The sequence below is a fragment of the Micromonospora sp. NPDC049139 genome (assembly GCF_055586845.1).
Map to the genome: position 1 here is coordinate 48,593 of NZ_JBVJHK010000013.1, position 25,344 is coordinate 73,936.

The 25,344-nt window shown below is 74.1% G+C and carries 21 protein-coding genes; 16 read left to right on the forward strand and 5 right to left on the reverse strand.

Annotated elements, in window-relative coordinates; genetic code table 11:
• Position 1 precedes the first annotated feature (1 nt).
• The 9 genes from ACZ6Q9_RS21370 to ACZ6Q9_RS21410 are packed head-to-tail and all read left to right on the forward strand — an operon-like array spanning position 2 to position 9,419.
• Entirely contained in the window at positions 2–805 is an 804-nt protein-coding gene (locus ACZ6Q9_RS21370) for an MlaE family ABC transporter permease (RefSeq protein ID WP_393458561.1), read from the forward strand.
• Between the two features lie 2 nt (positions 806–807).
• The gene (locus ACZ6Q9_RS21375; protein WP_393458558.1) at positions 808–2,094 is read left to right on the forward strand and encodes an MCE family protein; all 1,287 of its coding nucleotides are present in this window, start codon (positions 808–810) and stop codon (positions 2,092–2,094) included.
• Positions 2,091–3,122, forward strand: a complete 1,032-nt coding sequence (locus ACZ6Q9_RS21380; RefSeq protein ID WP_393458555.1) for an MCE family protein — start codon at positions 2,091–2,093, stop codon at positions 3,120–3,122. Before ACZ6Q9_RS21375 ends, ACZ6Q9_RS21380 begins: the two co-directional genes overlap by 4 nt.
• The gene (locus ACZ6Q9_RS21385; RefSeq protein WP_396830004.1) at positions 3,119–4,102 is read left to right on the forward strand and encodes an MCE family protein; all 984 of its coding nucleotides are present in this window, start codon (positions 3,119–3,121) and stop codon (positions 4,100–4,102) included. The genes ACZ6Q9_RS21380 and ACZ6Q9_RS21385 overlap by 4 nt, the downstream gene beginning before the upstream one ends.
• The gene (locus ACZ6Q9_RS21390; protein WP_393458549.1) at positions 4,102–5,352 is read left to right on the forward strand and encodes an MCE family protein; all 1,251 of its coding nucleotides are present in this window, start codon (positions 4,102–4,104) and stop codon (positions 5,350–5,352) included. The genes ACZ6Q9_RS21385 and ACZ6Q9_RS21390 overlap by 1 nt, the downstream gene beginning before the upstream one ends.
• Positions 5,349–6,758 (forward strand): MCE family protein, encoded by a 1,410-nt coding sequence (locus tag ACZ6Q9_RS21395; protein ID WP_393458546.1) that lies wholly within the window; start codon positions 5,349–5,351, stop codon positions 6,756–6,758. The genes ACZ6Q9_RS21390 and ACZ6Q9_RS21395 overlap by 4 nt, the downstream gene beginning before the upstream one ends.
• Positions 6,755–7,984 (forward strand): MCE family protein, encoded by a 1,230-nt coding sequence (locus tag ACZ6Q9_RS21400; protein ID WP_393458543.1) that lies wholly within the window; start codon positions 6,755–6,757, stop codon positions 7,982–7,984. The genes ACZ6Q9_RS21395 and ACZ6Q9_RS21400 overlap by 4 nt, the downstream gene beginning before the upstream one ends.
• Before the next feature lie 23 nt (positions 7,985–8,007).
• Positions 8,008–8,853 (forward strand): hypothetical protein, encoded by an 846-nt coding sequence (locus ACZ6Q9_RS21405; protein WP_393458540.1) that lies wholly within the window; start codon positions 8,008–8,010, stop codon positions 8,851–8,853.
• Between the two features lie 32 nt (positions 8,854–8,885).
• Positions 8,886–9,419 (forward strand): hypothetical protein, encoded by a 534-nt coding sequence (locus ACZ6Q9_RS21410; RefSeq protein WP_393458537.1) that lies wholly within the window; start codon positions 8,886–8,888, stop codon positions 9,417–9,419.
• A gap of 419 nt (positions 9,420–9,838) precedes the next feature.
• Here ACZ6Q9_RS21410 and ACZ6Q9_RS21415 read toward each other — a convergent pair whose 3' ends face one another.
• Positions 9,839–11,056 (reverse strand): RNA-guided endonuclease InsQ/TnpB family protein, encoded by a 1,218-nt coding sequence (locus ACZ6Q9_RS21415; protein WP_393458534.1) that lies wholly within the window; start codon positions 11,054–11,056, stop codon positions 9,839–9,841.
• Between the two features lie 137 nt (positions 11,057–11,193).
• On the opposite strand from ACZ6Q9_RS21415, the gene ACZ6Q9_RS21420 reads away from it, so the two are divergent.
• Positions 11,194–12,513 carry a pyridoxal phosphate-dependent decarboxylase family protein gene (locus ACZ6Q9_RS21420; protein WP_393458531.1) on the forward strand — a complete coding sequence of 440 codons (1,320 nt, stop codon included), beginning with the start codon at positions 11,194–11,196 and terminating at the stop codon, positions 12,511–12,513.
• A 49-nt stretch (positions 12,514–12,562) separates the two neighbouring features.
• Here ACZ6Q9_RS21420 and ACZ6Q9_RS21425 read toward each other — a convergent pair whose 3' ends face one another.
• The 4 genes from ACZ6Q9_RS21425 to ACZ6Q9_RS21440 form a co-directional block, all read right to left on the reverse strand.
• Complete coding sequence (locus ACZ6Q9_RS21425; RefSeq protein ID WP_393267124.1) at positions 12,563–12,964, reverse strand: DUF2267 domain-containing protein; 402 nt, start codon at positions 12,962–12,964, stop codon at positions 12,563–12,565.
• A gap of 140 nt (positions 12,965–13,104) precedes the next feature.
• Positions 13,105–16,515 carry an eCIS core domain-containing protein gene (locus ACZ6Q9_RS21430; protein WP_396830007.1) on the reverse strand — a complete coding sequence of 1,137 codons (3,411 nt, stop codon included), beginning with the start codon at positions 16,513–16,515 and terminating at the stop codon, positions 13,105–13,107.
• Between the two features lie 3 nt (positions 16,516–16,518).
• The gene (locus ACZ6Q9_RS21435; RefSeq protein WP_393458525.1) at positions 16,519–17,364 is read right to left on the reverse strand and encodes a LamG-like jellyroll fold domain-containing protein; all 846 of its coding nucleotides are present in this window, start codon (positions 17,362–17,364) and stop codon (positions 16,519–16,521) included.
• A gap of 29 nt (positions 17,365–17,393) precedes the next feature.
• Positions 17,394–17,792, reverse strand: coding sequence for a hypothetical protein (locus ACZ6Q9_RS21440; RefSeq protein ID WP_393458522.1), 399 nt, complete (start codon positions 17,790–17,792; stop codon positions 17,394–17,396).
• 191 nt (positions 17,793–17,983) lie between these two features.
• Between ACZ6Q9_RS21440 and ACZ6Q9_RS21445 the strand changes: the two genes are divergently transcribed.
• From ACZ6Q9_RS21445 to ACZ6Q9_RS21470, 6 genes are read left to right on the forward strand one after another with little or no spacing between them, the layout of a single operon-like run.
• Positions 17,984–19,519 carry a phage tail sheath family protein gene (locus tag ACZ6Q9_RS21445; protein WP_393458519.1) on the forward strand — a complete coding sequence of 512 codons (1,536 nt, stop codon included), beginning with the start codon at positions 17,984–17,986 and terminating at the stop codon, positions 19,517–19,519.
• A 10-nt stretch (positions 19,520–19,529) separates the two neighbouring features.
• The gene (locus ACZ6Q9_RS21450; RefSeq protein ID WP_350711759.1) at positions 19,530–20,051 is read left to right on the forward strand and encodes a phage tail protein; all 522 of its coding nucleotides are present in this window, start codon (positions 19,530–19,532) and stop codon (positions 20,049–20,051) included.
• 43 nt (positions 20,052–20,094) lie between these two features.
• Positions 20,095–20,814 (forward strand): hypothetical protein, encoded by a 720-nt coding sequence (locus ACZ6Q9_RS21455; RefSeq protein WP_396830009.1) that lies wholly within the window; start codon positions 20,095–20,097, stop codon positions 20,812–20,814.
• Positions 20,811–22,175 (forward strand): hypothetical protein, encoded by a 1,365-nt coding sequence (locus tag ACZ6Q9_RS21460; protein WP_396830010.1) that lies wholly within the window; start codon positions 20,811–20,813, stop codon positions 22,173–22,175. The genes ACZ6Q9_RS21455 and ACZ6Q9_RS21460 overlap by 4 nt, the downstream gene beginning before the upstream one ends.
• Positions 22,172–23,428, forward strand: a complete 1,257-nt coding sequence (locus tag ACZ6Q9_RS21465; protein WP_393458510.1) for a Pvc16 family protein — start codon at positions 22,172–22,174, stop codon at positions 23,426–23,428. The genes ACZ6Q9_RS21460 and ACZ6Q9_RS21465 overlap by 4 nt, the downstream gene beginning before the upstream one ends.
• On the forward strand, positions 23,425–25,302 hold the full coding sequence (locus tag ACZ6Q9_RS21470; RefSeq protein ID WP_396830011.1) for an ATP-binding protein: 1,878 nt from the start codon (positions 23,425–23,427) through the stop codon (positions 25,300–25,302). Before ACZ6Q9_RS21465 ends, ACZ6Q9_RS21470 begins: the two co-directional genes overlap by 4 nt.
• Positions 25,303–25,344 lie beyond the last annotated feature (42 nt).

The following is a 25,344-nucleotide window of genomic DNA, read 5'->3' on the forward strand; positions in this document are numbered from 1 at the left end:
CGTGTCGGTGCTGCGACATCTCGACGACCTGGGCGGGCAGCTCGCCTTCTACGCGCGGGCCGTGGTCTGGGCGCCGCGCACCGTCCGGCGCTACAAGCGCGAGGTGGTGCGGCTGCTGGCCGAGGTCAGCTTCGGCAGCGGCGCCCTCGCCGTGCTCGGCGGCACCGTCGGCGTGATCTGCTTCCTGACCTTCTTCACCGGCACCGAGGTCGGCCTGCAGGGCTACCAGGCGCTGAACCAGATCGGCAGCAGTGCCTTCACCGGCTTCATCTCGGCGTACTTCAACACCCGGGAGATCTCACCGCTGGTGGCGGCGCTGGCGCTGTCGGCCACCGTGGGGTGCGGGTTCACCGCCCAGCTCGGTGCGATGCGCATCTCCGAGGAGGTGGACGCCCTGGAGGTGATGGCGGTGCCGTCGCTGCCGTTCCTGGTCACCACCCGGATGATCGCCGGGTTCGTCGCGGTCGTCCCGCTGTACGTGGTGGGCCTGCTCTCCAGCTACCTGGCCACCCGCACCATCGCGGTGTACTACTTCGGACAGTCGGCCGGCACGTACGACTACTACTTCCATCTGTTCCTGCCGCCCGAGGACGTCCTCTGGTCCTTCGGGAAGGTGCTGGTCTTCAGCGTGATCGTGGTGCTGGTGCACTGCTACTACGGCTACACCGCCAGCGGCGGACCGGCCGGCGTCGGCATCGCGGTCGGCCGGGCCGTCCGGCTGGCCATCGTCGCCGTCAACATCGTCGACTTCTTCCTGTCGCTGGCCATCTGGGGCGCCACGACCACCGTCCGGATCGCGGGGTGAGCATGAGACATCGCATCCTCGGCATCGTCTTCGTCGTCGTGGTGGCCACGGCGCTGACCGCCGCCGTCCTGCAGTACCGCCGGGCCTTCACCCCGACCGCCTGGGTCACCCTGCACACCGACCGCGCCGGGTTGCAGCTCGGCGACGGCGCCGACGTGAAGGTACGGGGGGTGCTCGTCGGCGACGTGCGCTCGGTACGCAGCGACGGGGCGGGCGCGACCCTCCGGCTCGCGCTGGACCCCGCCCGGACCGCCCGGATCCCCGCCGACGTCAGCGCGCGCCTGCTGCCCAAGACGCTCTTCGGCGAACGCTACGTCGAACTCGTCCCGCCGGCGGCGAGCACCGCAGGGCCGATCCGCGACGGCGCGGTCATCGGCCAGGACCGCAGCCACACGGCGGTGGAGCTGGAACGGGTCCTCGACGAGGCGCTGCCCCTGCTCCAGTCGATCCGCCCCGACCAGCTGGCGGCCACCCTCGGGGCCCTGGCCACGGCGCTGGAGGGGCGGGGCGAGCAGCTCGGGGCGAACCTGACCCGACTGGACGCCTACCTGCGGCAGCTCAACCCGGCCATGCCGGCCATCGCGGAGGACGTCCGCGCCCTCGCCGTCGTGGTGGACAGCTACGACGCGGCACTGCCCGACCTGCTGGCGCTGCTGCGGGACGTGACGGTCACCGCCCGGACCGTCACCGACCAGCGCACCCAGCTGGCCGCGTTCCTGGCCCAGAGCACGGACACCGCCGAGGTCACCCGGGGTTTCCTCGGCCGGCACGGCGACCAGCTCATCCGGCTCGGCGCGGTCAGCCGGCCGGTGCTCGAACTGCTCGCCACCTACGCGCCCGGGTATCCGTGCCTGATGAGCGGCCTGGTCGCCCTGCAACCCCGCGTCGAGGAGGTCTTCGCCGGCGGGCGGATGCACATCACCCTCGAGGTCACCCGCGACGGCGGCAAGTACGAGCGCGGCCGCGACGAGCCGGTCTACGGCGCGGACGGCGGCCCGCACTGCCACGGGCTGCCCCGGCCCGCCCGGCCGGCGCCGGAGGTGCCGGTCGACGACGGGTACGACTACTCGGGCGCCCGGAACCCCGTCCCGCTGCCCGTCGGCGTGGCGGCCCCGCCCCCGGCGGCCGCGGCGTCCCCGGCGATGGGGCGGGCCGCCACCGGCGAGGAACGGGCCCTCGTCAAGCCCCTCGTCGGCGCCGTCACCGGCACCCCGCCCGCCGAGGTGCCCGACATCGCGGTCCTGCTGTGGGGGCCGCTGCTGCGCGGAGCGGTGGTGAACGCCCGATGACCGGAAAGACGACGCTGCCGCTGGTCAAGCTGGCCGTCTTCGCCGCCGTGACGCTGCTGCTGACCGGGCTGCTCGCGCAGACCCTCGGCGCCTTCCCGACCGACGGCGTGACCTACCGCGCCCGCTTCACCGACGCCACCGGCCTGCTGCCCGGCGACGACGTGCGTATCGCCGGGGTCCGCGTCGGTAGGGTCAGCGACATCCGGGTCGTCGACGACACGGTCGCCGAGGTGTCCTTCACCGTCCGCGACGAGGTGCCGCTGGCCACCAGCGTCCGTGCCAAGATCCGGTACCGCAACCTGGTCGGCCAGCGCTACCTGGCGCTCGCCGAGGGGCCGGGGGACCGCCGCCCGCTGCGGCCGGACGGCCTCATCCCCGTCGGCCAGACCACCCCGGCGCTGGACCTGACGGTGCTGTTCAACGGCTTCCGGCCGTTGTTCACCGCGCTCGACCCGGCGGACGTCAACAAGCTCGCGTACGAGATCATCCAGGTGCTCCAGGGCGAGGGCGGCACGGTGGCCAGCCTGCTGCGGCGCACCGCCTCGCTCACCAACACCCTCGCCGACCGCGACGCCGTCATCGGCCGGGTCATCACCAACCTCAACACCGTCCTGGCGACCCTCGCCACCCGGGACCGCGACCTCGACCGCGCGATCCAGCAGTTGCAGCAGTTCGTCTCCGGGCTGGCCACCGACCGCACCGCCATCGGCGAGGCGCTGGTCAACCTCGGCGACCTCACCGGCGCGACATCTTCACTGCTGCGGGAGGTGCGGCCGCCGCTCGCCGCGGACGTCCGCGCCCTCGACCAGCTCGCCGGCACCCTCAACCGCAACTCGGCTGTCATCGACAGCACCCTCGGCCGGCTCCCCCAGCGCTACGAGTCCCTGACCCGGGTCGCGTCGTACGGGTCCTGGTTCAACTTCTACCTCTGCGATTTCGACGGGCGGGTGGCCGCCGCCGGCCAGACGCTCGACCCCGTGACGTTCAGCGCGCCGGCCGCCCGGTGCGCCACCGGAGGCACCCGATGAAACCCTTCCGCGAACGCAACCCGGTGGTCACCGGCACCGTCGGGTTGACCCTGATCGCCGCGACGCTGCTCGGCGCCTTCCAACTCGACCGGCTGGCCGCGCTGACCGGCCGCGCCTACCAGGCGGCCTTCTCCGACGCCAGCGGTCTCGCCGTGGGCAACGAGGTGCGGGTCGCCGGCGTACGGGTGGGCAAGGTGACCGCCGTGGAACTCGCCCGCGACAGCCGGCCGTACGTGCGGATCCGGTTCCGGGTCGACGACGACGGCGTACGCATCGGCGACCGCACGGGCGCGACGATCCGGATCAAGACCGTCCTCGGCCAGAAGTACCTGGCGCTGTCCCCCGCCGGGGCCGGCCGGCTGCCCGAGGGCGGGCAGATCCCCCTGGACCGCACCGCCGCGCCGTTCGACGTGGTGCAGGCGGTCACCGGGCTCGCCGACACCCTCGACAAGGTCGACACCGACCAGCTGGCCGCCGCCTTCGCGACCCTGTCCGAGACGTTCGCCGACACCCCCGCCAGCGTCAGCTCCTCCCTGGTCGGACTGTCCCGGCTCTCCCGGACCGTCGCCGAGCGCGATGCCGAACTCCGGTCGCTGCTGACCCGGGCGCGGCAGGTCACCGGCGTGCTCGCCACCCGAGACGAGGAGTTCCGCAAGCTGGTCACCGACGGCGGGGCGTTGCTGGCCGAGGTGAAGCGCCGCCGCGACGCCATCCACAAGCTGCTCGTCGGCACCGACCAACTCGCCACTCAGCTGTCCGGTCTCGTCGCCGACAACCGGGCCAGGCTCAACCCCGCGCTCAACCAGCTGCGCAAGGCGGTCGCCATCCTGCAGCGCAACCGCGACGACCTGGAGCTGACCATCGAACGGATGGGTCCCTTCGTCACCGCGTTCGCCAACGTGGTCGGCAACGGCCGGTGGTTCGACTCCTACGTGCACGGGCTGGTGCAGCCCTACCAACCCACGACCGGAGGCCGATGATGCCGGGGCCCGTACGGCGATGGCGACGCCCTATCGCCGCCGCGACCGTCCTGCTGACCGCCGTCGCCGCCGCCGTGGTGACCGTGCGGTCCGACCCACCGCACCGCCGGCTGGTCGCCCACTTCACCCGCGCCGTCGGCGTGTACCCGGGCTCCGACGTGCGGGTGCTCGGCGTCCGGGTGGGCGAGGTGGTCTCGGTGGCCCCGCAGGGGCGCACGGTGCGGGTGACGATGGCGTACGACCCGGAGGTGGACGTCCCCGCCGACGCGCAGGCGGTGATCGTCCCTCCCAGCGTCGTCAGCGACCGCTACGTGCAGCTCACCCCCGCCTACACCGGCGGGCCCGCCATCGCCGACGGCGCGGAGATCCCGCTGGCACGCACCGCCGCGCCGATGGAGATCGACGACATCTACCAGGCGCTGGACGAGTTCAACCGCGCCCTCGGACCGCAGGGGGCGAACGCCGACGGCGCCCTGTCCGGCCTCGTCGCCACCGGCCGCGCCAACCTCGAAGGCAACGGCGCCCACCTGAACGAGACCCTCACCGGGCTGTCGCGCGCCCTGTCGACACTCGCCGACGGGCGGCAGGACCTGTTCGGCTCGGTGGTCAACCTACAACGGTTCACCACCACCCTGGCCCGCAGCGACCAGCAGGTGCGCGCCTTCAACCAGCAACTGGCCGACGTGGCGCAGCAGCTCGCCGGGGACCGCGACGAACTCACCGCCGCCCTGCGCAACCTCTCCGTCGCGCTGGCCGACGTCACCACCTTCGTCCGGCAGAACCGCACCGTGCTCACCGCCGACGTGGCCGCGCTGGCCGACATCACCCGCGTGCTCGTTCGCCAGCAGCAGGCGGTCATCCAGATCCTCGACGTCGCGCCGCTCGCGCTGAACAACCTCGCGCTCGCGTACAACCCCCGCTCGGGCACCCTCGACACCCGCGCCAACGCGACCGGCCCGTACGACCCCGCCGGCTTCGTCTGCTCGCTGCTGGTGGACCAGTTGCCGGCGGCGAAGGTGCCCGCGAAGTGCCACGCCCTCGCCCAGACCCTGCACGCGCGCAAGCTGCCGATGACCGACCAGCTACGCAAGCTGCTCAAGCTGCCGCCCGGCGCCCCGGTGGCCGGCCCGGTCCCACCGGGTGGCCCGCCCTCCCCGGCACCCGGCGCGCCGGTCACCCACCCGGCGCCGGGCGGCCCCGACCTCGCCCCCGACCTGACCCTCGGCGGGATCCTGCGGGGGCCGGCGTGAGCGCCCCGCTGCGCCGCGCCCTGGCCGCCGCCGTCGTCGCGGTGCTGCTGCCCGCCGGGTGCGGCCTGCCCGAGGTGACCGACCTGCCGCTGCCCGGCGGGGCCCCCGATGGGACCGGCTACCGGGTGACGGCCGAGTTCACCGACGTGCTCGACCTGGTGCCGCAGGCCGCCGTCAAGGTCGACGACGTCACCGTCGGCAGCGTCGAGAGGATCTCGCTGGCCGGGTGGACCGCCCAGGTGACCCTCCGCATCGACCGCGAGGTCAGGCTGCCCGCCAACGCCACCGCCGCCGTCCGGCAGAGCAGCCTGCTGGGCGAGAAGTACGTGACCGTCGCGACGCCGTCCACCGAACCGGCCCGCGGCCGGCTCGCCGACGGCGACGTCATCCCGCTGGCACGCACCGCGCGCGGCGCCGAGGTCGAAGAGGTGCTGGCCGCCCTCGGGTTGCTGCTCAACGGCGGCGGACTGGCCCAGCTGCGCACCATCAACCAGGAGTTGGCGAAGGCGCTCGAAGGCCGCGAACCGGCCGTCCGCGACTCACTGCGCCGGCTCGACACCTTCATCGGCGGGCTGGAACGGCAGAAGACCGACATCGTCCGGGCAGTCGAGGCGCTCGACCGGCTGACCGGGCGGTTGGCCCGACAGCGACAGGTGGTCGGCGACGCCGTCGAGTCGCTCGCTCCCGGCCTGACCGTCCTCAACCGGCAACGCGCCCAGCTGACCAAGGCGCTGACCGCCCTCGGCGAACTCGGGCGGGTCGGCACCCGCGTCGTCGAGCGCAGCCGCGACGACACGCTGGCCAGCGTACGGGCGCTGCAACCGATCCTGGAGCAGTTGGTCCGCGCCGGTGACGACCTGCCGAAGTCACTGGACTTCATGCTGTCCTACCCGTTCCCGCCCAACGTCACCGGCGCGATCGTCGGGGACTTCGTCAACCTCTCCGTCACCGCCGACCTGGACGTGGCGAGCATCCTGGCCAACCTGCTCGCCGCCGCGCCCGCGCCGGGCGGCCCGGCGGCCCCGCCGACCGGCCCCGCCGCCCCGCGGCCACCCTCGGCCGGTGGACCGGCGACGCCCGGAGCGCAGCCAGGCGCGAATCCGCTGCCCGAACTCCCGCTGACGAAATGCCTGCCCGACCCGAAGAACTTCCCGGCGACCTGGACGCCGCCGAAGGACTGTCTGCTGCCGGAGGGCTGCGTCCTGCTCAGGCCCGGCTCGCGGGTGCCCGTCGGCGGGCTGATCCTGCCGAAGGGGCTGGTGCCGCCCGGCACCGCCTTCCCCGCCGGGACCGAACTGCCCGCCGGCACGGTCCTGACCGCGCAGTGCGTGCTGCCGGCGACCGGGGCGATCACCGGCCAGATCGGTGACCTGCCGGACGTGCTCGGAGGGGGACTGCTGCCGTGATCGGACGTGGCACGACACTCAAGGTCCTCGCGTTCGTGGTGGTCAGCCTGCTCGGCATCGCCTACGTCGGCGTGCGCTACGTCGGCCTCGGCGACCGACTGCTCGGTAGCGGGTACGTCGTCCACCTCGACCTCGCCCGCGCCGGCGGCATCTTCCCCAACGCCCCGGTCACCTACCGCGGGGTGCCCGTCGGCCGGGTCACCGCGGTCGCCCTGCACGGTGACGGCGTCCGGGCGGACCTGCGCATCGAGCGGGGCGTGCGGGTGCCCGAGGACCTGCGAGCCGTCGTCGCCCAACGCTCCGCCGTCGGTGAGCAGTACGTCGACCTGCGCCCGGACCGCGACACCGGCCCGTACCTGCGCGACGGCTCGGTGATCCCCACCCATCGCACCGGCGTCCCGCTGGCACCCGAGGTGCTGCTGACCAACCTGGACGCCCTGGTCCGGTCGGTCGGGCCCGAGGACCTGACCGTCCTGATCACCGAACTGGGCGCCGCGTTCGAGGGCAACGAGCGCGCGTTGGCGCGCATCCTCGACGCCGGCGACGCGCTGCTCGCCGACGCCACGGCCGCCCTGCCCCAGACACTGCGGCTGATCGAGGACGGCCGTACCGTCCTCGCCACGCAGGCCCGGTCTGCCGAGGCGCTGCGGCGGTGGGCGGCAGGGCTCGCCCAGCTCGCCGACGCCGTCCGGTCCGCCGACCCCGACCTGCGCCGCCTGCTCGCCAACGGGCCGCCCGCCGGCGAGGAGCTGGAGGCGCTGCTGCGCGGGCTGGAACCCACCGTGGGCACCCTGCTCGGCAACCTGGTCACCGTCAACGGCATCGCCGTCCGGCGGCTCGCCGGCATCGAGCAGCTACTGGTGGTCTATCCGATCGCCGTCGCGGGCGGCTTCACGGTCACACCCGGCGACGGCACCGCCCACCTCGGCCTGGCCGTGAACGTCAACGACCCGCCGTCCTGCGTGTACCGGGGCGGCGGGCGGCAGTGCAGCCCGCAGGACCGGGCGGCCGGCGCGGGGGTCCGTGGGTCCGCCAACGCGCCGCGGCCCTCCGGCGCCGATCCCGCCCCGGCGCCCGCCCCCGACTCCGCCGGCTACGACCCGGCGACTGGCCTGGTGCTCGGCGCCGACGGCCGGCCGCTGCAGTTCGGCGGCACCGGCGGCCAGTACCGGACGGCGGGAGACCAGTCGTGGAAGCAGTTGCTGCTCGCCGGGGTGACCCGGTGACCGGCGGACGGAGGAAGGTGACCGTGCAGACACGTAGGGACCGCACCCTGAGAGTGATCAAGGGTGCCAGGTCGGGCACCCCCGACCGGCCCGCCCAGCGCCGGCTCGTCGTCCGGGCCGTACCGACGCCGATCGAGGAGGTGCTGGGGCGGCTCGACCAGGAGCCGGTCGAGGATCCGACGGCGACCGGTGACCTGACGGTGGTCGGCGATCCGGCGCAGGCGGAGGACCTGCCGAATCCCGACGACGCCGCCGGGGCGAGCGACGACGACCCCACCAACGGCGACGACCCCACCGCCGGCGACGACCCGGCGGGCGAACGCCCCACAACCGGACGGAAGGGGGCAGGCCGGCACGGGACCCGGGACGGCTCGGCCGCGCCGCCAGCCCGCCGAGCCCTGACCGGTCTGCTCGTGGCGCTGCTCGCCGGCACGCTCGCCCTGGCCGGCGTCTACGCCCATCGCTGGTACGGCCACCAGGAGCTGGAGAAGGCCCGGCAGGGGGCGGTAGCCGCGGCCAAGCAGGCCAGCGTCGACTTCGTGTCGGTCAGCGCCGCCAGCGTCGACCGGGACCTGCAACGGATCTCCGCCGGAGCGACCGGCGACTTCAAGGAGGAGTTCACCCGTGGCCAGTCACAGGTGCGCGCCGCCGTCGTGGAGAACAAGGTCGAATCGCACGGGTCCGCGCTACGGGCCGCGCTCGTCTCCGGGGACCGACGCCGGGCCGTCGTCCTGGTGGCGGTGGACGCCACGGTGAAGAACGTGAAGGCGCCCGAGGGGCGGCCCTCGCACTACCGGATCCAGATGGACATGGTGCGGGACGAGGACTCGGGCGCGTGGCTCGTGTCCCGCCTGCAGTTCGCCGGTTGACGCCCCGGCCCGAGCCGACAAAAGGAGGACCTATGCGTACCCTCGACCGTCTTCGGTGGCGACCCCGTCTCGCGCGCCCGCGCCCGCGCCTGCGCCGTCCCCGGCCGGTCCCGGCGCTGATCGTGGCGATCCTGCTGACGGCGGGCCTCGCCGGCCTCGCCTGGCACGGCGAGCGCGGCGCCGCGCGGACCGACGCCGCGGTCCGCCAGGCGCTGGCCACCGCTCCGGCGGCCGCCAAGGCCATTTTCTCCTACGATCACCGCACTTTCGACGACAGCGTGGCGAACGGGCGGACCTTCGTCACCGGTCCCTTCGCCGACGAGTACGCGCAGACCACGGCCGCGCTCAAGCAGACAGCCGTGCAGCAGCAGGCGGTTGTCCTGGCGGAGGTCTCCTCGACGGGGGTGGTGACAGCCAGCGCGCACCGGGTCGAGCTGCTGGTCTACCTGAACCAGTACCGGCGCAACGTCAACACCGCGGGGGAGAAGGTGGACCAGAACCGGGTGGTGTTGACCCTGGTCGAGGTGGACGACGAGTGGAAGGTCTCGGCGGCGGTCGCCGTCTGAGCGTCCCACGGGCACTCGCCGGTGGGCCGCCGATCGCCCCGCCACAGCATTCGGTGCCCGTGCTGGCGCGCCGACCGGCCCCGGGGCGACCACCGGTGAGGAGGCCACCACCGTGGCCGACCTGCTGCGCGACGGAGACGCCGACGGCGTGCTGCGCCAGGTGCACGAGGCCGCCGCGCCCTACCTGGCGTCCCTGCCGGATCGTTGGTGCACGACCCGGGCACGGAGCCGCTGCTACGCGAGCTGTGGCAGCCGGCCGGCGACGGTTGGTTGCCGGATCGGGGCGAGGGCGCGCCGCGGTGCGCCGGCTGCTGCACGTGGCTACAGCCGCCGCCACGCACTCGGCCAGGCCACGGTTCTTCCACTTCTTGGCCTCCTACCCACGGCTGAAGCCGGGGACTCCCGTGGCTGAGGCGCGTTCACGCCGCGAGCCGTTCGGGTGGTTGGCGTTTCACGGACCGCCCGACGGCGAGGTCTCCACGCCCTGTCACCGCCAGCCCGGCGGCGAGGATGTTCTTGGCCGCGTTCACGTCGGCGTTGTCCTGGTGCCCGCAGGCGACGCACCGGAAGACCGCTTGGCTTTCGCGGGACTCCCGGGCGATGTGCCTGCAGGCGTTGCAGGTTTGCGACGTGTACGCGGGGTTGACCTTGACGACGATCGCGCCGTGATAGCGGCTGGTGTGCTCTAGAGCGAGCAGGAACTTGCCCCAGCCTTTGGCGAGGATGGCCCGGTTCAGGCCAGCCTTCTGCCGAACATTACGGCCGGGTTGCTCGCTGGTGCCTTTGGCGCTGGCGGTCATGTTCCTGATACGCAGGTCCTCCACGACGACCGTGCCGTGATGGCGGACGAGCCGCGCGGCGGTCCGCGCGGCGAAGTCGACACGCCGGTCGCGGATGCGGGCGTGGAGGCGGGCGAGTTGCGCACGCACCGCGTCACGGCGGCCCGACCGACGGTTACGGCCATGAACGCGCAGCGACCGCGACAACTGCTGCTGCAACCGCTTGAGCCTCACCGCCTCGCCGGGCGTGACGAACTCCTGGTCCCACATGTCGCCGTCGGAGGTGGCGACCGCCACGGCCACACCCCGATCGACTCCGACCGGCGGCTTGCCGTTCGGCGCCGCCTCACTCACGCCGTCCTCGACGCAGAACGAGATGTGCCAACGACCACCGGACCGGCTGACCGTGGCGTTGCGGATCGTGCCGCCGAGCGGGCGGGTCCAGCGGAACCGCACCGCACCGAACTTCGGCAGCCGTAACTCACCCCACCGCCGATTGAGCCGCCGCACCGCAATGTGCTTAGGGTCGGGAAACCGGAACGACGGTGCCGTACGCGACTTCGACCGCCACCGCACCTTCCACGTGCCATGCGTCTTACAGGCCCGTTCCAGGTCCCGCAACGTCTGCTGCAACGTGTGCGACGGGGCATCGGCCAACCACGCGCAGTGCGGGTCCTTCTTCGCTACGGCCATCTGCCGAGCCTGCTCGACATAGCCGACGAACCCGCCACGCCGACGGTACTCACGGCGCTGCTCCAGGCCGGTGTTCCACACCGCCCGACACACCGCCCCCACCTGCTCGGCATAGGCGACCTGCTCATCGGTGAACGCAAGCAGGTAACGACGGCCGGTCAGCATTCAACGGCCACTCGGCAGCTCGACATACCGCACCACCACCGCCAATGGCGTACCTCCCGTAACCGCCAAAAGTACGAGTTGATGCGGAACATCGGCAGCCGCGAGCACAACCCAAACTCCTTTGCAGTAACCGCGAAATGCGCCCCTTGATCACCACGAACGCCCAGCCAACATACAGCTCGGCACTATCGATGTCTGTCCAAAATCGACGTGTTATCTCCACGGTTATCACCGTGGGGTCTGCGTGTTACGCAGTTCGATCATCGGCGGGGGTGACCCCAGCGGCGCTGGCCGGCGACTGGACTGTCGCACTGCTGGACCAGAACGTCGCGTTCCGCGCCTCGTCCCCGTTCGCCGCCGAGACGGAGACGATCGCGCTGACCTGGCTGCGGGAGCTGTTCGGCCTGCCGGAGCGGTTCGGCGGTGCGCTGGTCGCCAGCGCCACCTTCGCCAACGTCACCGGGCTCGCCGCCGCCACCCACTGGTGGGCCGAACGGCACGGGGTGGACGTGGCGGCGCGGGGGCTGGCCGGGCTGCCGCGGATGCCGGTGCTCTCCGGCGGGTACGTGCACGCCAGCGACCGCAAGGCCCTGCAACTGCTCGGGCACGGGCGGGACTCGGTCGAGGTCCTCGCCCGCGACGGCGTGGGCCGGATCGACCTCGCCGCGCTGGAGCGCCGGCTCGCCGAGATCGACGCCCCGGCGGTGCTGATCGCCAGCGCGGGTGAGGTGAACGCCGGTGACTTCGACCCGGTGGTGGAGCTGGCCGACGTCGCCGAGCGGCACGGCGCGTGGCTGCACGTCGACGGCGCGTTCGGCAACTTCGCCGCCCTGTCTCCGCGCACCCGTCACCTGGTGGAGGGGATCGAGCGGGCGGACTCGATCGCCGGCGACGGCCACAAGTGGCTCAACGTGCCCTACGAGAGCGGATTCGCGTTCCTGAAGGACCCGGCGCGGTTGCCGGCGGCGTTCGGCATGCCCGGCGCGGCGTACCTGCCGGGGGAGGGCAGCGCTCTGCCGTCAGCGTCCGGTGGGCCGGACTACGCGCTGCTCGGGCCGGAGTCGTCGCGCCGGGCCCGGTCGCTGCCGATCTGGGCGACCCTGGCCGCGTACGGCCGGGACGGGCACCGGGCGATGGTCGAGCGGCACCTCGACCTGGCGCAGCGACTGGCCGGGCTGGTCGACGAGGCGCCGGAGCTTGAGCGGCTCGCCGACGTGCCGCTGAACATCGTCTGCTTCCGCGCCAACCCGCCCGGTATGCCCGGGGAGGCTCTCGACGACCTCAACCGGCGGCTGGGCGCCGCGCTGCTGGCGGACGGCCGGGTCTACGCCGGCACCACCGTCTACGACGGGCGGGTGGCGCTGCGGCCGGCGATCGTCAACTGGCGCACCACCGAGGGCGACATCGACCTGCTGGTCGACGTGGTCCGCGAGCTGACGGCCAAGCTGACCGGTTGACGGGCCCGGTGGCCCAGTTCGCCGAGTTCGTGGTCGACCCGGTGCGCCGCTAACGGCCGCGCCCGCCGTCGTACCGCGCCGCCGAGTCGGTGAGTTCCCAGAACTCGGCGGGGAGGTGGGTGATGACGTCGTCGTAGTCGCCCGGCGGGATGGCCTCGCGGAGGGTGTCGAACACCGCCCGCATGCCGGCCTTCGCGGTCGTCCCGTCGACCTCGGCCCGTCCGCTGACCTGCTGGACGAACGCGTCGACCCCGAAGCGCTGTGCCTTGTCCCTGGGCGCGAACGCGTAGGCCCGCAACTCGTCGGGAAGCCGGGCGGAGAGGTCCCGTGCCTCGCCCCCGTCGATCCGCTCCGCCAGGGTCGTGAGCGTGGCGCGCGTGATGGCGGTGGCCTGCTCGGGCGACGTGCGCAGGCGTTTCGCCACCGAGTCGATGAACTCGCTGTTGTCCACCTTCCGGCCTCCCTCTCCGACGGGTAGCGCCGTCTACCCGGGTGCCGGCGCGGCAAACGGCCCGGGCCCGGCGCGCCGCCGAACGAGCTGCCGTCGATGCCGGTGTCCACCGAATCCCGGTTGGCAGGCCGGCGGGCTCCTCAGCGTCCGCGGACGGTCGCCTGAATCCAGTCCTGGATGGTCCTGGTCAACGTCGCGTCCCGGGCCGTCCAGGTGGCGACGACGTCGGGGCCGTAGAAGGTCGACGACTGCCGCCACGCCGCCCAGCTGCGCTCACCCTTGGAGCTGTTCGCGGACGCGTCCATGACGACGAGGTTGTCCCTGCGCACGGCCAGGGCGGCGCGTTCGGTGGCCCTGAGCTTGTCGAAGCCCGCCATCTGTGACATCCGGTTCAGCGAGACGACGTGGTCCACCTCGAGCCCTTGGGGCGGCGTCCGCAGGGGGCCGACCTGGTCGGTCTCCACCTTCGCCAGGATGTCGGCGCGTTCCTTCGACGCGCCGAAGACCTGCCGCATACGGATGGTCGGGTCCAGCCGCGCCTGTTCGGCCAGGCGCTCGGCCTTGCCGAGCGCCTCCTCGGCCCGCCGGATCAGGCCCTCGCCGGTCGGCCGGCTGGTCCGCAGGTCGAGGCCGTCGTACTCCGCGAGCTCCTGGTCGATCTCGCGGATCCGCGCCGTGTCCCGGCTGCCCGCCGGCTCCTGGCGCAGGGCAGCACGTTCGGCCTCCAGCTCTGCTCTCGTCCGCCGCAGCGCGGCGAGCTGCTCGCTGACGGCCGTGAGCTTGGTCTCGGCCAGGACCTGCTCCTGGGTGGGCGGTCGCCACGCCCTCATGTCCTTCAGCAGCGCCGCGAACGCCTCCTCGTCGGGCCGCTCGGCGGCGAACCGGTCGACGTACCGCATGATCGTCGCCTCGTCCATCCGGCGCCGCTCACCGGTGCTGATGATCCGCCGCACCCGGCGGAACGCCGTGGTGATCTCGGCGCGGCCGGCGCGGGTCATCTTCGTCACGTCGCCCATGAGTTCGAGCATCCGGGCGTCCCTGCGCAGGTCGGCGACCGTCTGTACGCCTCTGCGGGCGGCGTGGTACATGACCTTGACCAGGGGCCACGGGTCGACGGCGCCGCCGGAGCCCATCAGCCGGCCGGCAGCCTCGCCGACCGCCTTCCGGAAGCCGAGCTCCGCCGCCGAGCGCGCCTTGAGCGCGTCCTTGAGTTCCCGGTTCAACCCCTCGGCCGCCTCGATCTTCGCGGTGAGCGTCCTGAGCCGGGCGGCGGCCGACTCCGTGTCGGCCGCGGCGGCGAACTCGCGCAGCGGCGCTTCGAGCGACGAGAGGCCCTTCGCCGACATCCTGAGAAGCGTGGCCGTCGTCACGCCCAACTCGAAGGCCGCGGAGGCGACCGCGATGCCGACCCAGACCAGCGACGGTTCCTCCTGGATGAACGACAGCCGGTACTCGACGGCCTGCCGCTGGTACTCCCGGACCGCCTCCAGGGCCTGGTACGCGCTGAGCGTGGTGCCCCCGATCAGCGCTGCCGCGGCGACCCACCCGCCGCCGGGCACGAGGGCGGCGAGCACGAGGGCGATGACGCCCAGGACGACCGTGGAGAACAGGTGCGCCGACTGCGCCGCCGCGACGGTGTCCCGGACGATCCAGGCGTAGATCGTGCCGTCGCCGATCCCCTGGCTCTTCTTCGTGGCCTCGACGAGATCGGGCAGGCTGAAGATCCGCTCGGGGTCGGCGCTGAACTCTCCGCGGGCCTTCGCCGTGTCGGCCAGCCGTTCCTCGACGACGTCGAGCAGGTACTGCTGCGCGGCGGGGGCGTCGAGTCCCGCGAGCTTCTCCCGGTCGGTGCCGCGGCCCAGCTTCTCGGGGTCGACGAGGGGGTCCCCGCCGGAGCCGGTGACCACCGCGGCGCCGGCCGACGACCGCAGCGTCTGGGCCTCTGTCTCGTACCGCTGCGCCTCCGTCCGGGCCCGGTTCCGTTCGGCGGCGGACTCCGCACCGGCCCGGGTCGTCCGGGCCAGCGACTCCTTGGCGGCCGCGGCACGGTAGTCGGTGCGCGCCGTCGTCCTGGCGATGCCGGCGACCATCGTCCGGACGTAGCCGGTGGTCCGCAGCCTCCGGCGTTCCTCGTGGAGTTGTTGGTCGTACCGGGCCAGCACGTCCAGCGCGATGGCGACCGCCTCGGCCCGGAACCGCACCCGGTAGGTGTCCACGGCGGCGGCGAACTCCGCCTCGTCGGCGAAGCCGTGCCGGGCCAGGGCGGCGTCGAACTCCGCGTTGAGCCTGTCCAGTTCGGCGATCGGCCCGCTCTGGTGCGCGGCGCCGGCCGACGCCTGGATGACCTTCTTGCGCAGGTCGTTGCGGCGTTCCCGGAGCCGGTACAGGTCCTCGCACCCGAAGAGGGTGGCCTCGGCGGCCTCGGTCCGCGCCGTCTCGGCCTCGCGGACCTGCTGGTCCAGCAGGTACCGCTCGATCGAGGCGTCGAGTTCCGCCCAGGTGGTCGCCGCGGCGGCGGTGCTCCGGTAGTCCGCCCGCTGGGCCTTCGTCAGCCCGCTCAGCTTGTGCGCCAGCGTGAGGGCCGTGGCGTAGTCCTCCGGGGCCAGCGGCCGGTCGCCGGAGAGGACGATCTGCCGGACGTCCTCGGGCAGTTCGGCGATCTGGCGGCGCTGCTCGCGTTCCCGTACGACGTCGGCCCGCACCCCCAGCCACCGCCGGCGCAGGACGGCGTCGCCGGGGCCGGTGCCGAGCTTCGTGCCGGGCGCGATCTCGTTCTCCCGCCAGAACCGCACGTCCGTCTCCGTGTCGACCTCGGCCCGCTCGGCCTCGGAGAGCTGTTCCATCGCCGCCTGCGTCACGTCGACCACGGACAGCACGATGAAGCCACGGCGGACGTCTGCGGCCGTCGCCGCCCGCCCGCCCGCGGTGTCGAAGTGCCACAGCGGAAGGCGTCGGTCAACCTCCTGTTCGTTGCTGGTGCCGTAGTACTGCCGAACGAACTCGCAGAGAAGTTCCGGCGGCGACATGACCCGGGTCACCCGGAGCCGGAACGGACGCGCGGTGCGCCGGCCGGCCGGTTGCGGCGTCTCGGGCTTGAGCTGGAGCCGGCCCTGGCCGTCGCCCCGGGCCTGCTGCGCCACGTGCGCCAACTCGTGCGCGAGAAGACGCCGCCCGGCGTCCGACCCGGGCGGCACCCCGTCGCCGAGGACGACGTGCCGGCCGGTGGTGTACGCCGCGGCGCCCAGCGCCGCCGCCGACGCGGCGGCCTCCCGCCCGGCGTGCACCCGGATCTGGCCCAGGTCCCAGCCCAGCCGCGGTTCCATCGTCGCCCGTGTCGCGGCGTCCAGCGCGGCGCCGGTGGAACCGAGCGGGACCGCCGATCCGTCGAGGTGCCGCATCGGACGGACCGGGCCGGCGGCCTCGGTGGACCGCCGGTCGGCGAACCGGTCGGCCTCCGACTCCAGGCACGGGTCGGGTGTCACGGCCGGCGGGACGGGACGGCGCCGCACCGTCGGTGCCTCGGTGCGGTCGGGGCCGTCGTGCGTGCGCATCCGTCAGGCATCCCCGGTGCGGTCGGCCGCCCCGGTCCCGGTCGGCACGGTGGCGGACGCCGATATCCGGGAGACCATGGCGCGGTGGTGCGCCATGATCCGGGTGTCCGGCAGCGCGGCGTAGACGGCCAGCTTCCCGATCGCGCCCCGGAAGTACGACCGGTGGTCCCTGGTCGCGATCCGCAGCGGGGCGGGGCCGCCGCTGGGGATGACGTGGTACGGGGGCCCGAGGGTGTCGCTGTCCATCGGTACCCCGTTGCGGTAGAGGCGGACGGTGCCCCACCCGTCCCGGCACACGTCGACGGTGTCGATCTTCAGGACGTAGTGGAACCATTCGCCGGCCCGCAGCGGCGGGACCGTCCCGCCGCCGGACCGCATCCCGCCCTGCCAGTACGAACCGGCGCCCAGCCCGCCAGCGGAGTTGAAGACGTATCCCGAGACGCGGTTGGGGCGTGCCGCCGCGGACCGTGAGTACATCCGGGCGGCGTACTCGTGGCTGCCGGTGGTGCCCTTGCCGATGAAGTGGACGTACGGGCCGTCGGGGGAGGGCTGCGCCCCGGGCTGCTCGAGCGCGTCCGGCCGCACCCAGGCCTCGAGGACCAGGATGCCGCCGAGACCGGGCACGGAGAGGTCGTCGGCGTCGGCGATCTCGGCGTACTGCGCCACGCCGTCGAACACGGCCACGGTGTCGCCGTTGGGCAGGGCGCCGGTGGCGGGCGCGCCGACGTAGCGGAGCGCGTGGCCCCGGCCGGCGAGGTCGGTGCCCGAAACGCCGTCGACGCCGACGTAGACGACGGGGTCGTCGGCGAGGACCGCGTCGTCGTACGTGGAGCGGGCGCCGGATGTCATCGGTGGACGGTGTCGGGTGTGCCCGAGGCTCAGGTCGACGGCTGGTCGAGGCAGGCCAGCATCTCGACCAGCACGCTCCGCTCTCCCCGGTTGGCCAGCGCGAGCGTGCGGGGTCCCCCGTCAACCAGGGCGTCGAGGGCGGTGGCGTTGGCGACCAGCAGGTGACCGGAGACGGTGAGCTTGTCCCCGGTGGCTTCGCCGCTCTTGGGCGTGACCTCGACGACGGCGCTCTTGCCGGCTCCGTCAATGGCCCGGACGGCCAGCAGCAGGGGTGTCCCGCCCGCCGGCAGCAGTGCGACCTCCTGGCTGTCGCCGGGCTCCAGGTCCACCGTGGCGAAGGCGTACGACGCCGGATCCACCGTCGTCGCGACGGACACCGCGGGCCCGCCACGGACCTGCACCGATGTCGACACCGCCACCTTGACCATCCGGGAACCCCTCGACTCGATCCGACCTCGTACGACCACCGTGGCGTGTCCCCATCACCCGGGCGTCACCGCGTGGTCACCGAGACGGGCGCCGGCCCCGGCCAGGTTTCCTGACGAGCCGTTGACGACGTGGTGACGGTGTTCGGGCAGCGTGTCGGGCGACGGCGTTCGTCGAGACGAAGGAGCGGGCCATGCTGTTGCCGGCCATGCCGTACCCCGGGGTGCACCTGGTCGAGCTGCCTGGCGGCAGCCGTACCATCACCGGGGTCGCGACGGCGATCACCGCTTTCGTCGGCAGCGCCGACCGGGGGCCGGTCGACGAGCCGGTGCTGGTGCAGAGCTGGTCCGAGTTCGAGCGGACGTTCGGTGGCATCCGGCGCCACCGCGGCCTGGGGTACGCGGTTCGCGACTTCTTCCGCAACGGCGGCGGCAACGCCCTGGTGGTGCGTCTCGCCGGCGGCGCCCGACCGGCGATCGTCCGGGCCGACACCCTGTTGCTGGCGGCGTACGGGCCCGGCGTGTGGGGCAACGACCTGACGGTCGAGATCACGCATCCGGACCCGGCCGACGCCCAGGACGTGGCCGCCGGCCAGGGGGTCGAGCCCGGCGGCCTGTTCCACCTGACGATCCGAGAGGTACGGGCGGGCACCGAACGGGCCGTGGAGCGCTTTCTCAACGTGACGACGACCGACGGCCCGCGTCAGGTCGGCCTGGTCCTGGAGGGGTCCCGTTTGATGCGGGCGGGCACGCAGCTGCCGGCGGATCGACCGGCACCCGGCACCTACGAGGTGGAGGCGGCCAACCAGGGAACGGACAGCGGGACCCTGACGGCGGACGACTATCTCCCCGGCCCGGACGACGCCGGGTCGGGCATCTACGCGTTGCGGGCGGCGGACCTGTTCAACCTGCTGTGTCTGCCACCTCCGACGCCGGCCGGGTCGCTGCCCGTCCGGGTCTGGGCCGACGCGCTCGCGTTCTGCGTCGAACGGGACGCGGTGCTGCTGGTGGACCCGCCCGCCGACAGGACCGTCGACACGGTGGCCGACTGGGCGTCCACCGCGCTCCCGCAGGGCGTGCAGAACCGCAACGCCGCGCTGTACTTCCCGCGGCTGCGGCAGCCCGACCCGGCCAGGGGCGGCACGGTCGCGGAGTTCGCCGCGTGCGGTGCGGTCGCCGGGGTGATGGCCCGCACCGACGCTACCCGGGGTGTGTGGAAGGCGCCGGCGGGCATCGACGCCGGCCTGGCGGCGAGCGGGCTGGCCGTGCCGCTGACCGACGGGGAGAACGGTCGGCTCAACCCGCTCGGAATCAATTGCCTGCGGACCTTCCGGGACGTCGGCACCGTGGTGTGGGGGGCGCGGACGATGCGCGGCGCGGACGCCCTGGCCGACGAGTACCGCTACCTGCCGGTGCGACGGCTGGCGCTGTTCCTGAAAGCCAGCCTGTACCGGGGCACGCAGTGGGTCGTGTTCGAGCCGAACGACGCGCCGCTGTGGGGACAGATCCGGATGTCCGTCGGCGCCTTCATGCAGGACCTGTTCCGGCAGGGCGCGTTCCAGGGCGGCAGCCCGCGGGACGCGTACTTCGTCAAGTGCGACGCGGAAACCACCACGCAGTACGACATCGACCGCGGGATGGTCAACATCCTGGTCGGGTTCGCGCCGGTGAAGCCGGCGGAGTTCGTGATCATCGGTCTTCAGCAGAAGACGTCGGACGCGGCGGCCTAGGAGGAGAAGGATGGCCGAGTTCACGGTCAACCCCACCCGCTTCGACCCGTACAAGAACTTCAAGTTCCGGGTGCGCTGGGAGGGGCGGTATGTGGCCGGGGTGAGCAAGGTGGGCGCCCTCAAACGCACGACGGAGGTCGTGCGCCACCGACACGGGGGCGACCCCAGCAGCAGCCGTAAGTCGCCCGGCCGCACCGAGTACGAGGCGATCGTGCTCGAGCGGGGGGTCACGCACGACACCGACTTCGAGCAGTGGGCGAACAAGGTCTGGAACTGGGGCTCCGGGCCGGGCTCCGAGACGTCCCTCAAGGACTTCCGACGCGACATGATCATCGAGGTCTACAACGAGGCAGGACAGTTGGCGATCGCCTACAAGGTGTACCGCTGCTGGGTCTCGGAGTTCCAGGCCCTGCCCGACCTGGACGCCAACGCCAACGCGGTGGCCATCCAGACGATCCGGCTGGAGAACGAGGGCTGGGAACGTGACCAGGCCGTCAGTGAACCCGTCGAGCCGACCCTCGCCGTGTCGTGACAGGCCCCGCGGGCTGCCAACCCTGTCGGGCGAGGGAGGTGTGGTGAGGGTCCTCGCCGAGCCCACAGTCCTGCTGACCGTGTGGGAGGAGGCCGCCGCCGTCCCGGCCGCCGCGCGTGCCGCCGTACTCGTCCACCGGGCCGGGCTCGCCCCGGACCTGGACGCCGCGCTGGATCTCAGCATCGGGCGGTGCGCCGCCCTCGCGCTGGCCGCCCACACGGCGGCGTTCGGCCGGGACGTGGATGTCGTGTTCCCCTGCACGTCCTGTGGGGCGCGGCTGGAGGCCGAGCTCCACCTCCCGGATCCGGCCGAGACGGATCCCGAGGCACTCGTCGGCGCCGTCCACCCCGACCGGGTCGACGACCTCACCGTGCACCCCCTGACCATCCGCGACCTGCTCGCCGCCGCCACCGGCGTCGACGGTCGCGCCCTGCTGTTCTCCCGGTGCGTCCGTCGCGCCGACGGCACCTCCGCCGTGCCGGCCGACCTGTCGCCCGCACAGCGGGAGGCCGTCGACGCCGCCGCCGACCGGCTGGCCGGCTTCGCGGCGCTCGCGCTGCGCATGACGTGCCCGTCGTGCGGGGACGACGTCCGGGTCGCCCTCGATCCGGACGCGCTGCTGTGGGACCAGGTCGACGCCGCCGCGCCCGCGCTCCTGGACGAGGTGGCCACCCTCGCCCGCGCCTTCGGCTGGGACGAGGCCACCGTGCTGGCCCTTTCCCCGGCCCGGCGCGGCGCCTACCTGGAGCGCGCGGCGCGATGAGCGGGTTCTTCGACCGGATGGCCGCCCGGGCCCGGGGCCACGAACCACGGGTGACGCTGCGCCGCCGGTCCCGGTTCGAATGCTCTGACACCGCCACGGGGATCGACTGGCTGTCGCCGGCCGTGGCGGAGACCTCGACGGCCGGCCCCGGACCGGGCGGCCCCGCCCGGCCCGCGCCGGCCGGGGAGCGCGTTCCGCGGGTGGAGCCACCGCCACCCCCGGTCGACCGGCCGGGCCCCGGGCCCCCGGACCCGGCGGTCGACCCGCGCAGAACGGCCGACGAGGTGCCGGCTCCGGCCGGCCCGGCGGCGGGGCAGGCCGCCGACCGGGCCGGGTCGCCGCCGCCCGCCGCGCCGGCCCCGGCGGTGGTGGGCGAGGCGGCGGCAGTGGCGCTGCCACCCGCCCGGCCCGGCCCCCGACGCCCGGTACCCCGGTCACCGGCACCGCGGGTCGCGGCGGACGGGCCGGACGGCTCCCCGGGAGACCCGACCCCTGCCGAGAACACGACCGGTGCCGCCGCCGGCCTTTCCGACGAGGGCGACGACCACCGGCCGCAGGCCGGCCCCGCCCGCGCGGTCGGCACCCCGCCCGCCGCGGAGCCCGAGCCGCCGCTCTCCGCCGTCGGCTCCCCCGGCGGTCCGCCCTGGCGGGAGCCGGGGGACGCGGCGGACCTGGTGGTCGCGCGCCCGGCGGTCACGCCGCCCGCCGGCACCGGTCGGGCCGTCCCCGCCGCGCCGGCCGCACCGGCCGGTCTCGCCCCGGTGCCCGGTGACACACCGGCGGCCGGTGCCGTCGCCCGGCCGGCCCGGCGCACCTGGCATGGACCGGCCGACCTCGGCGGTGGGGCTGGCGCCGCGCCGGCCGGTCCGGGTGGGCCGCCGGCGCGCCGCGACCCACCGGCGGCCAACGGCGCCCCGGCCGCGGGCGCGGTGCGGGACGACACCGTCCCGGACCTGCTCGACCTCGTCCGCGACCACGTCGTGCCGGCACTGCGCGAGCGGGGCGTCGTCGCCGCCGGCGAACGCGTCGACGTCCGGGCCGCCCACCAGCCCGGGACGTCGCCGCCCCCGCCGGGCCGGGTGCAGGTCGTAACGGACCACCGCCGGGTCACTCCCGTCGCCCCCGCGCTGCCCCCCGACGCGGGGGCCGGCGCCACCGCGGCCGGGGGCGCCCCGGACGGCGCGGAGAGCCACCGCCAGGCGTACGGCGACGGGCGGGCGGCCCGCCGCGACGTCCATGTGCACATCGACCGGGTGGAGGTGATCCGGTCCGCGCCGGCCGTCCCGCCCACGCCGCCCGCCACCCCCCGAGCCGACCTCGACAGGTATCTCGCCCGCCGACGGGAGGACCCGTCCCGATGAGCAACGGCCTGGCGATCGCCGCCGTCACCTCGACCCTGCGGTACGTCCTCGATCGCGCGCTGCAACGCCCGCATCCCGGGCCGGTCGGCGGGGCCAGGGTCACCACCCTGCGTCCGGACCGCCTCGGCAGCTCGGCGCTCGTCCAACCCAAGGGCATCAACCTCTTCCTGTACCAGGTGACGCCGAACCCCGCCGGCGCCGTCGCGAACCTGCCCACCCGGCGTCCCGACGGGTCACTGCACCGCCGCCCGGTGTCCGCGGTGAACCTGCACTACCTCGTCACCTGCCACGGGGAGGACCCGTCCCTGGACGGACAGCGGCTGCTCGGCACGGCCGTTACGGCGCTCTCCCTGACCCCGGTCCTGACCCGGGAGGTCATCAGGGCGGCGGTCGACGCCTACCACGGCGCCGACGAGACCGCCTTCCTCGTGGACACCGACCTCGCTGACCAGATCGAGCCGGTGAAGGTGTCGCCCGCGCCGCTCTCCGTGGAGGAGATGGCCCGGCTGTGGTCGGTCTTCCCCCAGACGCCCTACCAGCTGTCCGTGGCCTACCAGGCGACCGTCGTCCTGCTGGAGGCGGTGGCGACGCCGCGCACCGCGCTGCCGGTGGACCGGCGCACCGTGTCCCTGTCCGCCGGGGGCTCACCGCGTCTGGTCACCGTCGCCCCCGAGGTGCCGGGGAGCGCGGTGACCACCGGCAGCGGCATCGTCCTGTACGGCGTACGCCTGTTGGGCCCGACCACCCGGGTCCGGATCGGCCCGGCCCGGCTCGCCCCGGCGGACGACGCCACGCCCTCGACGCTGCGGGTGGTGCTGGACCGGACCGTGCCCGCCGGACGGCACGCCGTGCGGGTGCTGCACCTGAGCCGGCCCGACGCGTCGGGCGAGCCGTCCCGGGTCGTCGCGTCCTCCAACGCCGGACCGGTCACGGTGGTGCCGGTCGTACGGAACGTCACGGTCGGCGCCGAGCGGATCACTCTCGCGGTCGATCCGCCGCTGGTCGCCGGGCAGCGCGCGACCGTGTTGTTGTCGCGCGTGGCGGGCGCCCCCGCACCCGCCCCGGACGCGGTGAGCGTCGCGCTGCCGCCGGTGGCCGCGGACGCGGCGCCCGCCGCCAGGCTGGACGTGCCCCGGCGGGACGTCCCGGACGGACAGTGGCTGGTGCGCGTCCGGGTGGACGACGTGGAGAGCCTGCCGGAACGCGTCGACGGCGTCTACCGCGCGCCCTCGATCACCCTGCCGGTCCCGTGAGCGCGCCCGACGGCGGGTGGGCGGACGCCAACCGCGACCACCTGCTCGCCGAACTCGACGTGCTGCGACTGGCGGTACGTCCCGACGCCACCCCGGCCGACCACCGGCAGGCCGAGGAGAGGCTGGCCGAGGCGGGCCGGCGGCTGGGCGGACCCGGCACGCTGGACCAGGTGGCGGTCGGGTTCGGCCTGACGCCGTTCGAGCGCGCGGTCCTGCTGCTGGCCGCCGGCCCGGAGTTGGTCTCGGCGGTCGCCGACGAACTCACCACGGCCTGCGGCCGGCCGGCGTTGACCTTCGGCGCGGCGCTGTCCCGGCTGCCCCAGCCGCACTGGAGCGCCCTGGTGCCCTCCGCGCCGTTGCGGGCGTGGGGGCTGCTGCGGCTCGCCGACCCCTCGTCGCCGACCCGCAGCCCGCTGGTGGTCGACGAACGGATCCTGCACCACCTGGCCGGCGCCGGTGACCTCGACGCCGACCTCGCCCGGGTGGCCCGCACCGTCGAGGCCCGTCCGGAGCTACCGGGCCCGTGGCAGGCAGTCGTCGAGCGCCTCGTGGACGCCTGGGGCCGACGCCGGTCGGTGCTGTTGTGCGGCCCGCAACCGGCGAACCTACGGGTAGTGGCCGCGGCGGCGGCCACGCGTGCCGGGTCGCGGCTGCTGCTGGTGCCCGCCGTAGACCTGCCGGCGGAGGCGACCGAGCGGTGGCGGACCCTGCGGCTGATGGCGCGCGAAACGGTGTTGACCGGCTGCGCCTGGGCCGTCGACCTCACCGACGCCGGCCTCCCGGCGGGGGAGGACGTCGCCCGCGTGCTGCCGGGACTGGGCGCGCCGGTCGTGCTGCTCGCCGGTGAGGAGACGATGTTGCCCGACCACGACCTCGTCCGGGTGACCCTCACCCGGCTGGACGTCGCCGACCGCCGTCGCGTGTTCGCCGCCGCGCTGCGTCGGGTCGGCGCGCCCGCCGAGGCGGCGGCCGAGGCGGCCGGCGTCTTCGACCTCTCCCTGGCCGACGTCGACGTCGCGGCGTCCGACGCCGCCCGGGGGACCCCGCTGTGGCAGGCGTGCCGGGCCCGGGTACGACCGTCCTTCGGCGTGCTGACCCAGCTCCGCCAGCCGCGGGCCACCTGGGACGACCTGGTGCTACCGCCGACCCAACTCGCGCAGTTGCGGGCGCTGACCGCGTCGGTCAGGTTCCGCACCCTGGTCTTCGACGACTGGGGCTTCGCGCGGCGGACGGCCCGGGATCTGGGCACGACCGCGCTCTTTGTCGGCCCGAGCGGGACGGGAAAGAGCCTGGCGGCCGAGGTGGTCGCGGGCGACCTCGGGCTCGACCTGGTCACCGTGGACCTCAGCCAGGTGGTCAGCAAGTACATCGGCGAGACTGAGAAGAACCTGCGGCGGCTCTTCGCCGCCGCGGAGGACAGCGCGGCGGTACTACTCTTCGACGAGGCCGACACGCTCTTCGGCAAGCGCACCGAGGTACGCGACAGCCACGACCGGTACGCCAACCTGGAGGTCGGCTACCTGCTGCACCGGTTGGAGTCCTTCCGGGGACTGGCCGTCCTGACCAGCAACGCCCGTTCCGCGATCGACCACGCGTTCGTCCGGCGGCTCAGGACCGTGGTGACCTTCCCGTACCCGGACGCCGGCATGCGGGAGGCGTTGTGGCGCGCCGCGTTTCCCACGGCGACCCCGGTGGCCGACCTCGATCCGGCGGACCTGGCGCGCGCGGACCTGACCGGCGGCGGCATCGCGGCCGTCGCCCTGTCCGCCGCCTACCTCGCGGCGGGCGAGCAGAGCGCGATCACGCCCGCGCACGTACGCCTGGCCACCAGATGGGAGCTGGCCAAGTCGGGCCGGTCCGCCGTCGACGGATGACGGATCTCCCGACGGGTCGGTGTCGGGCCCGGGGCTATCCCC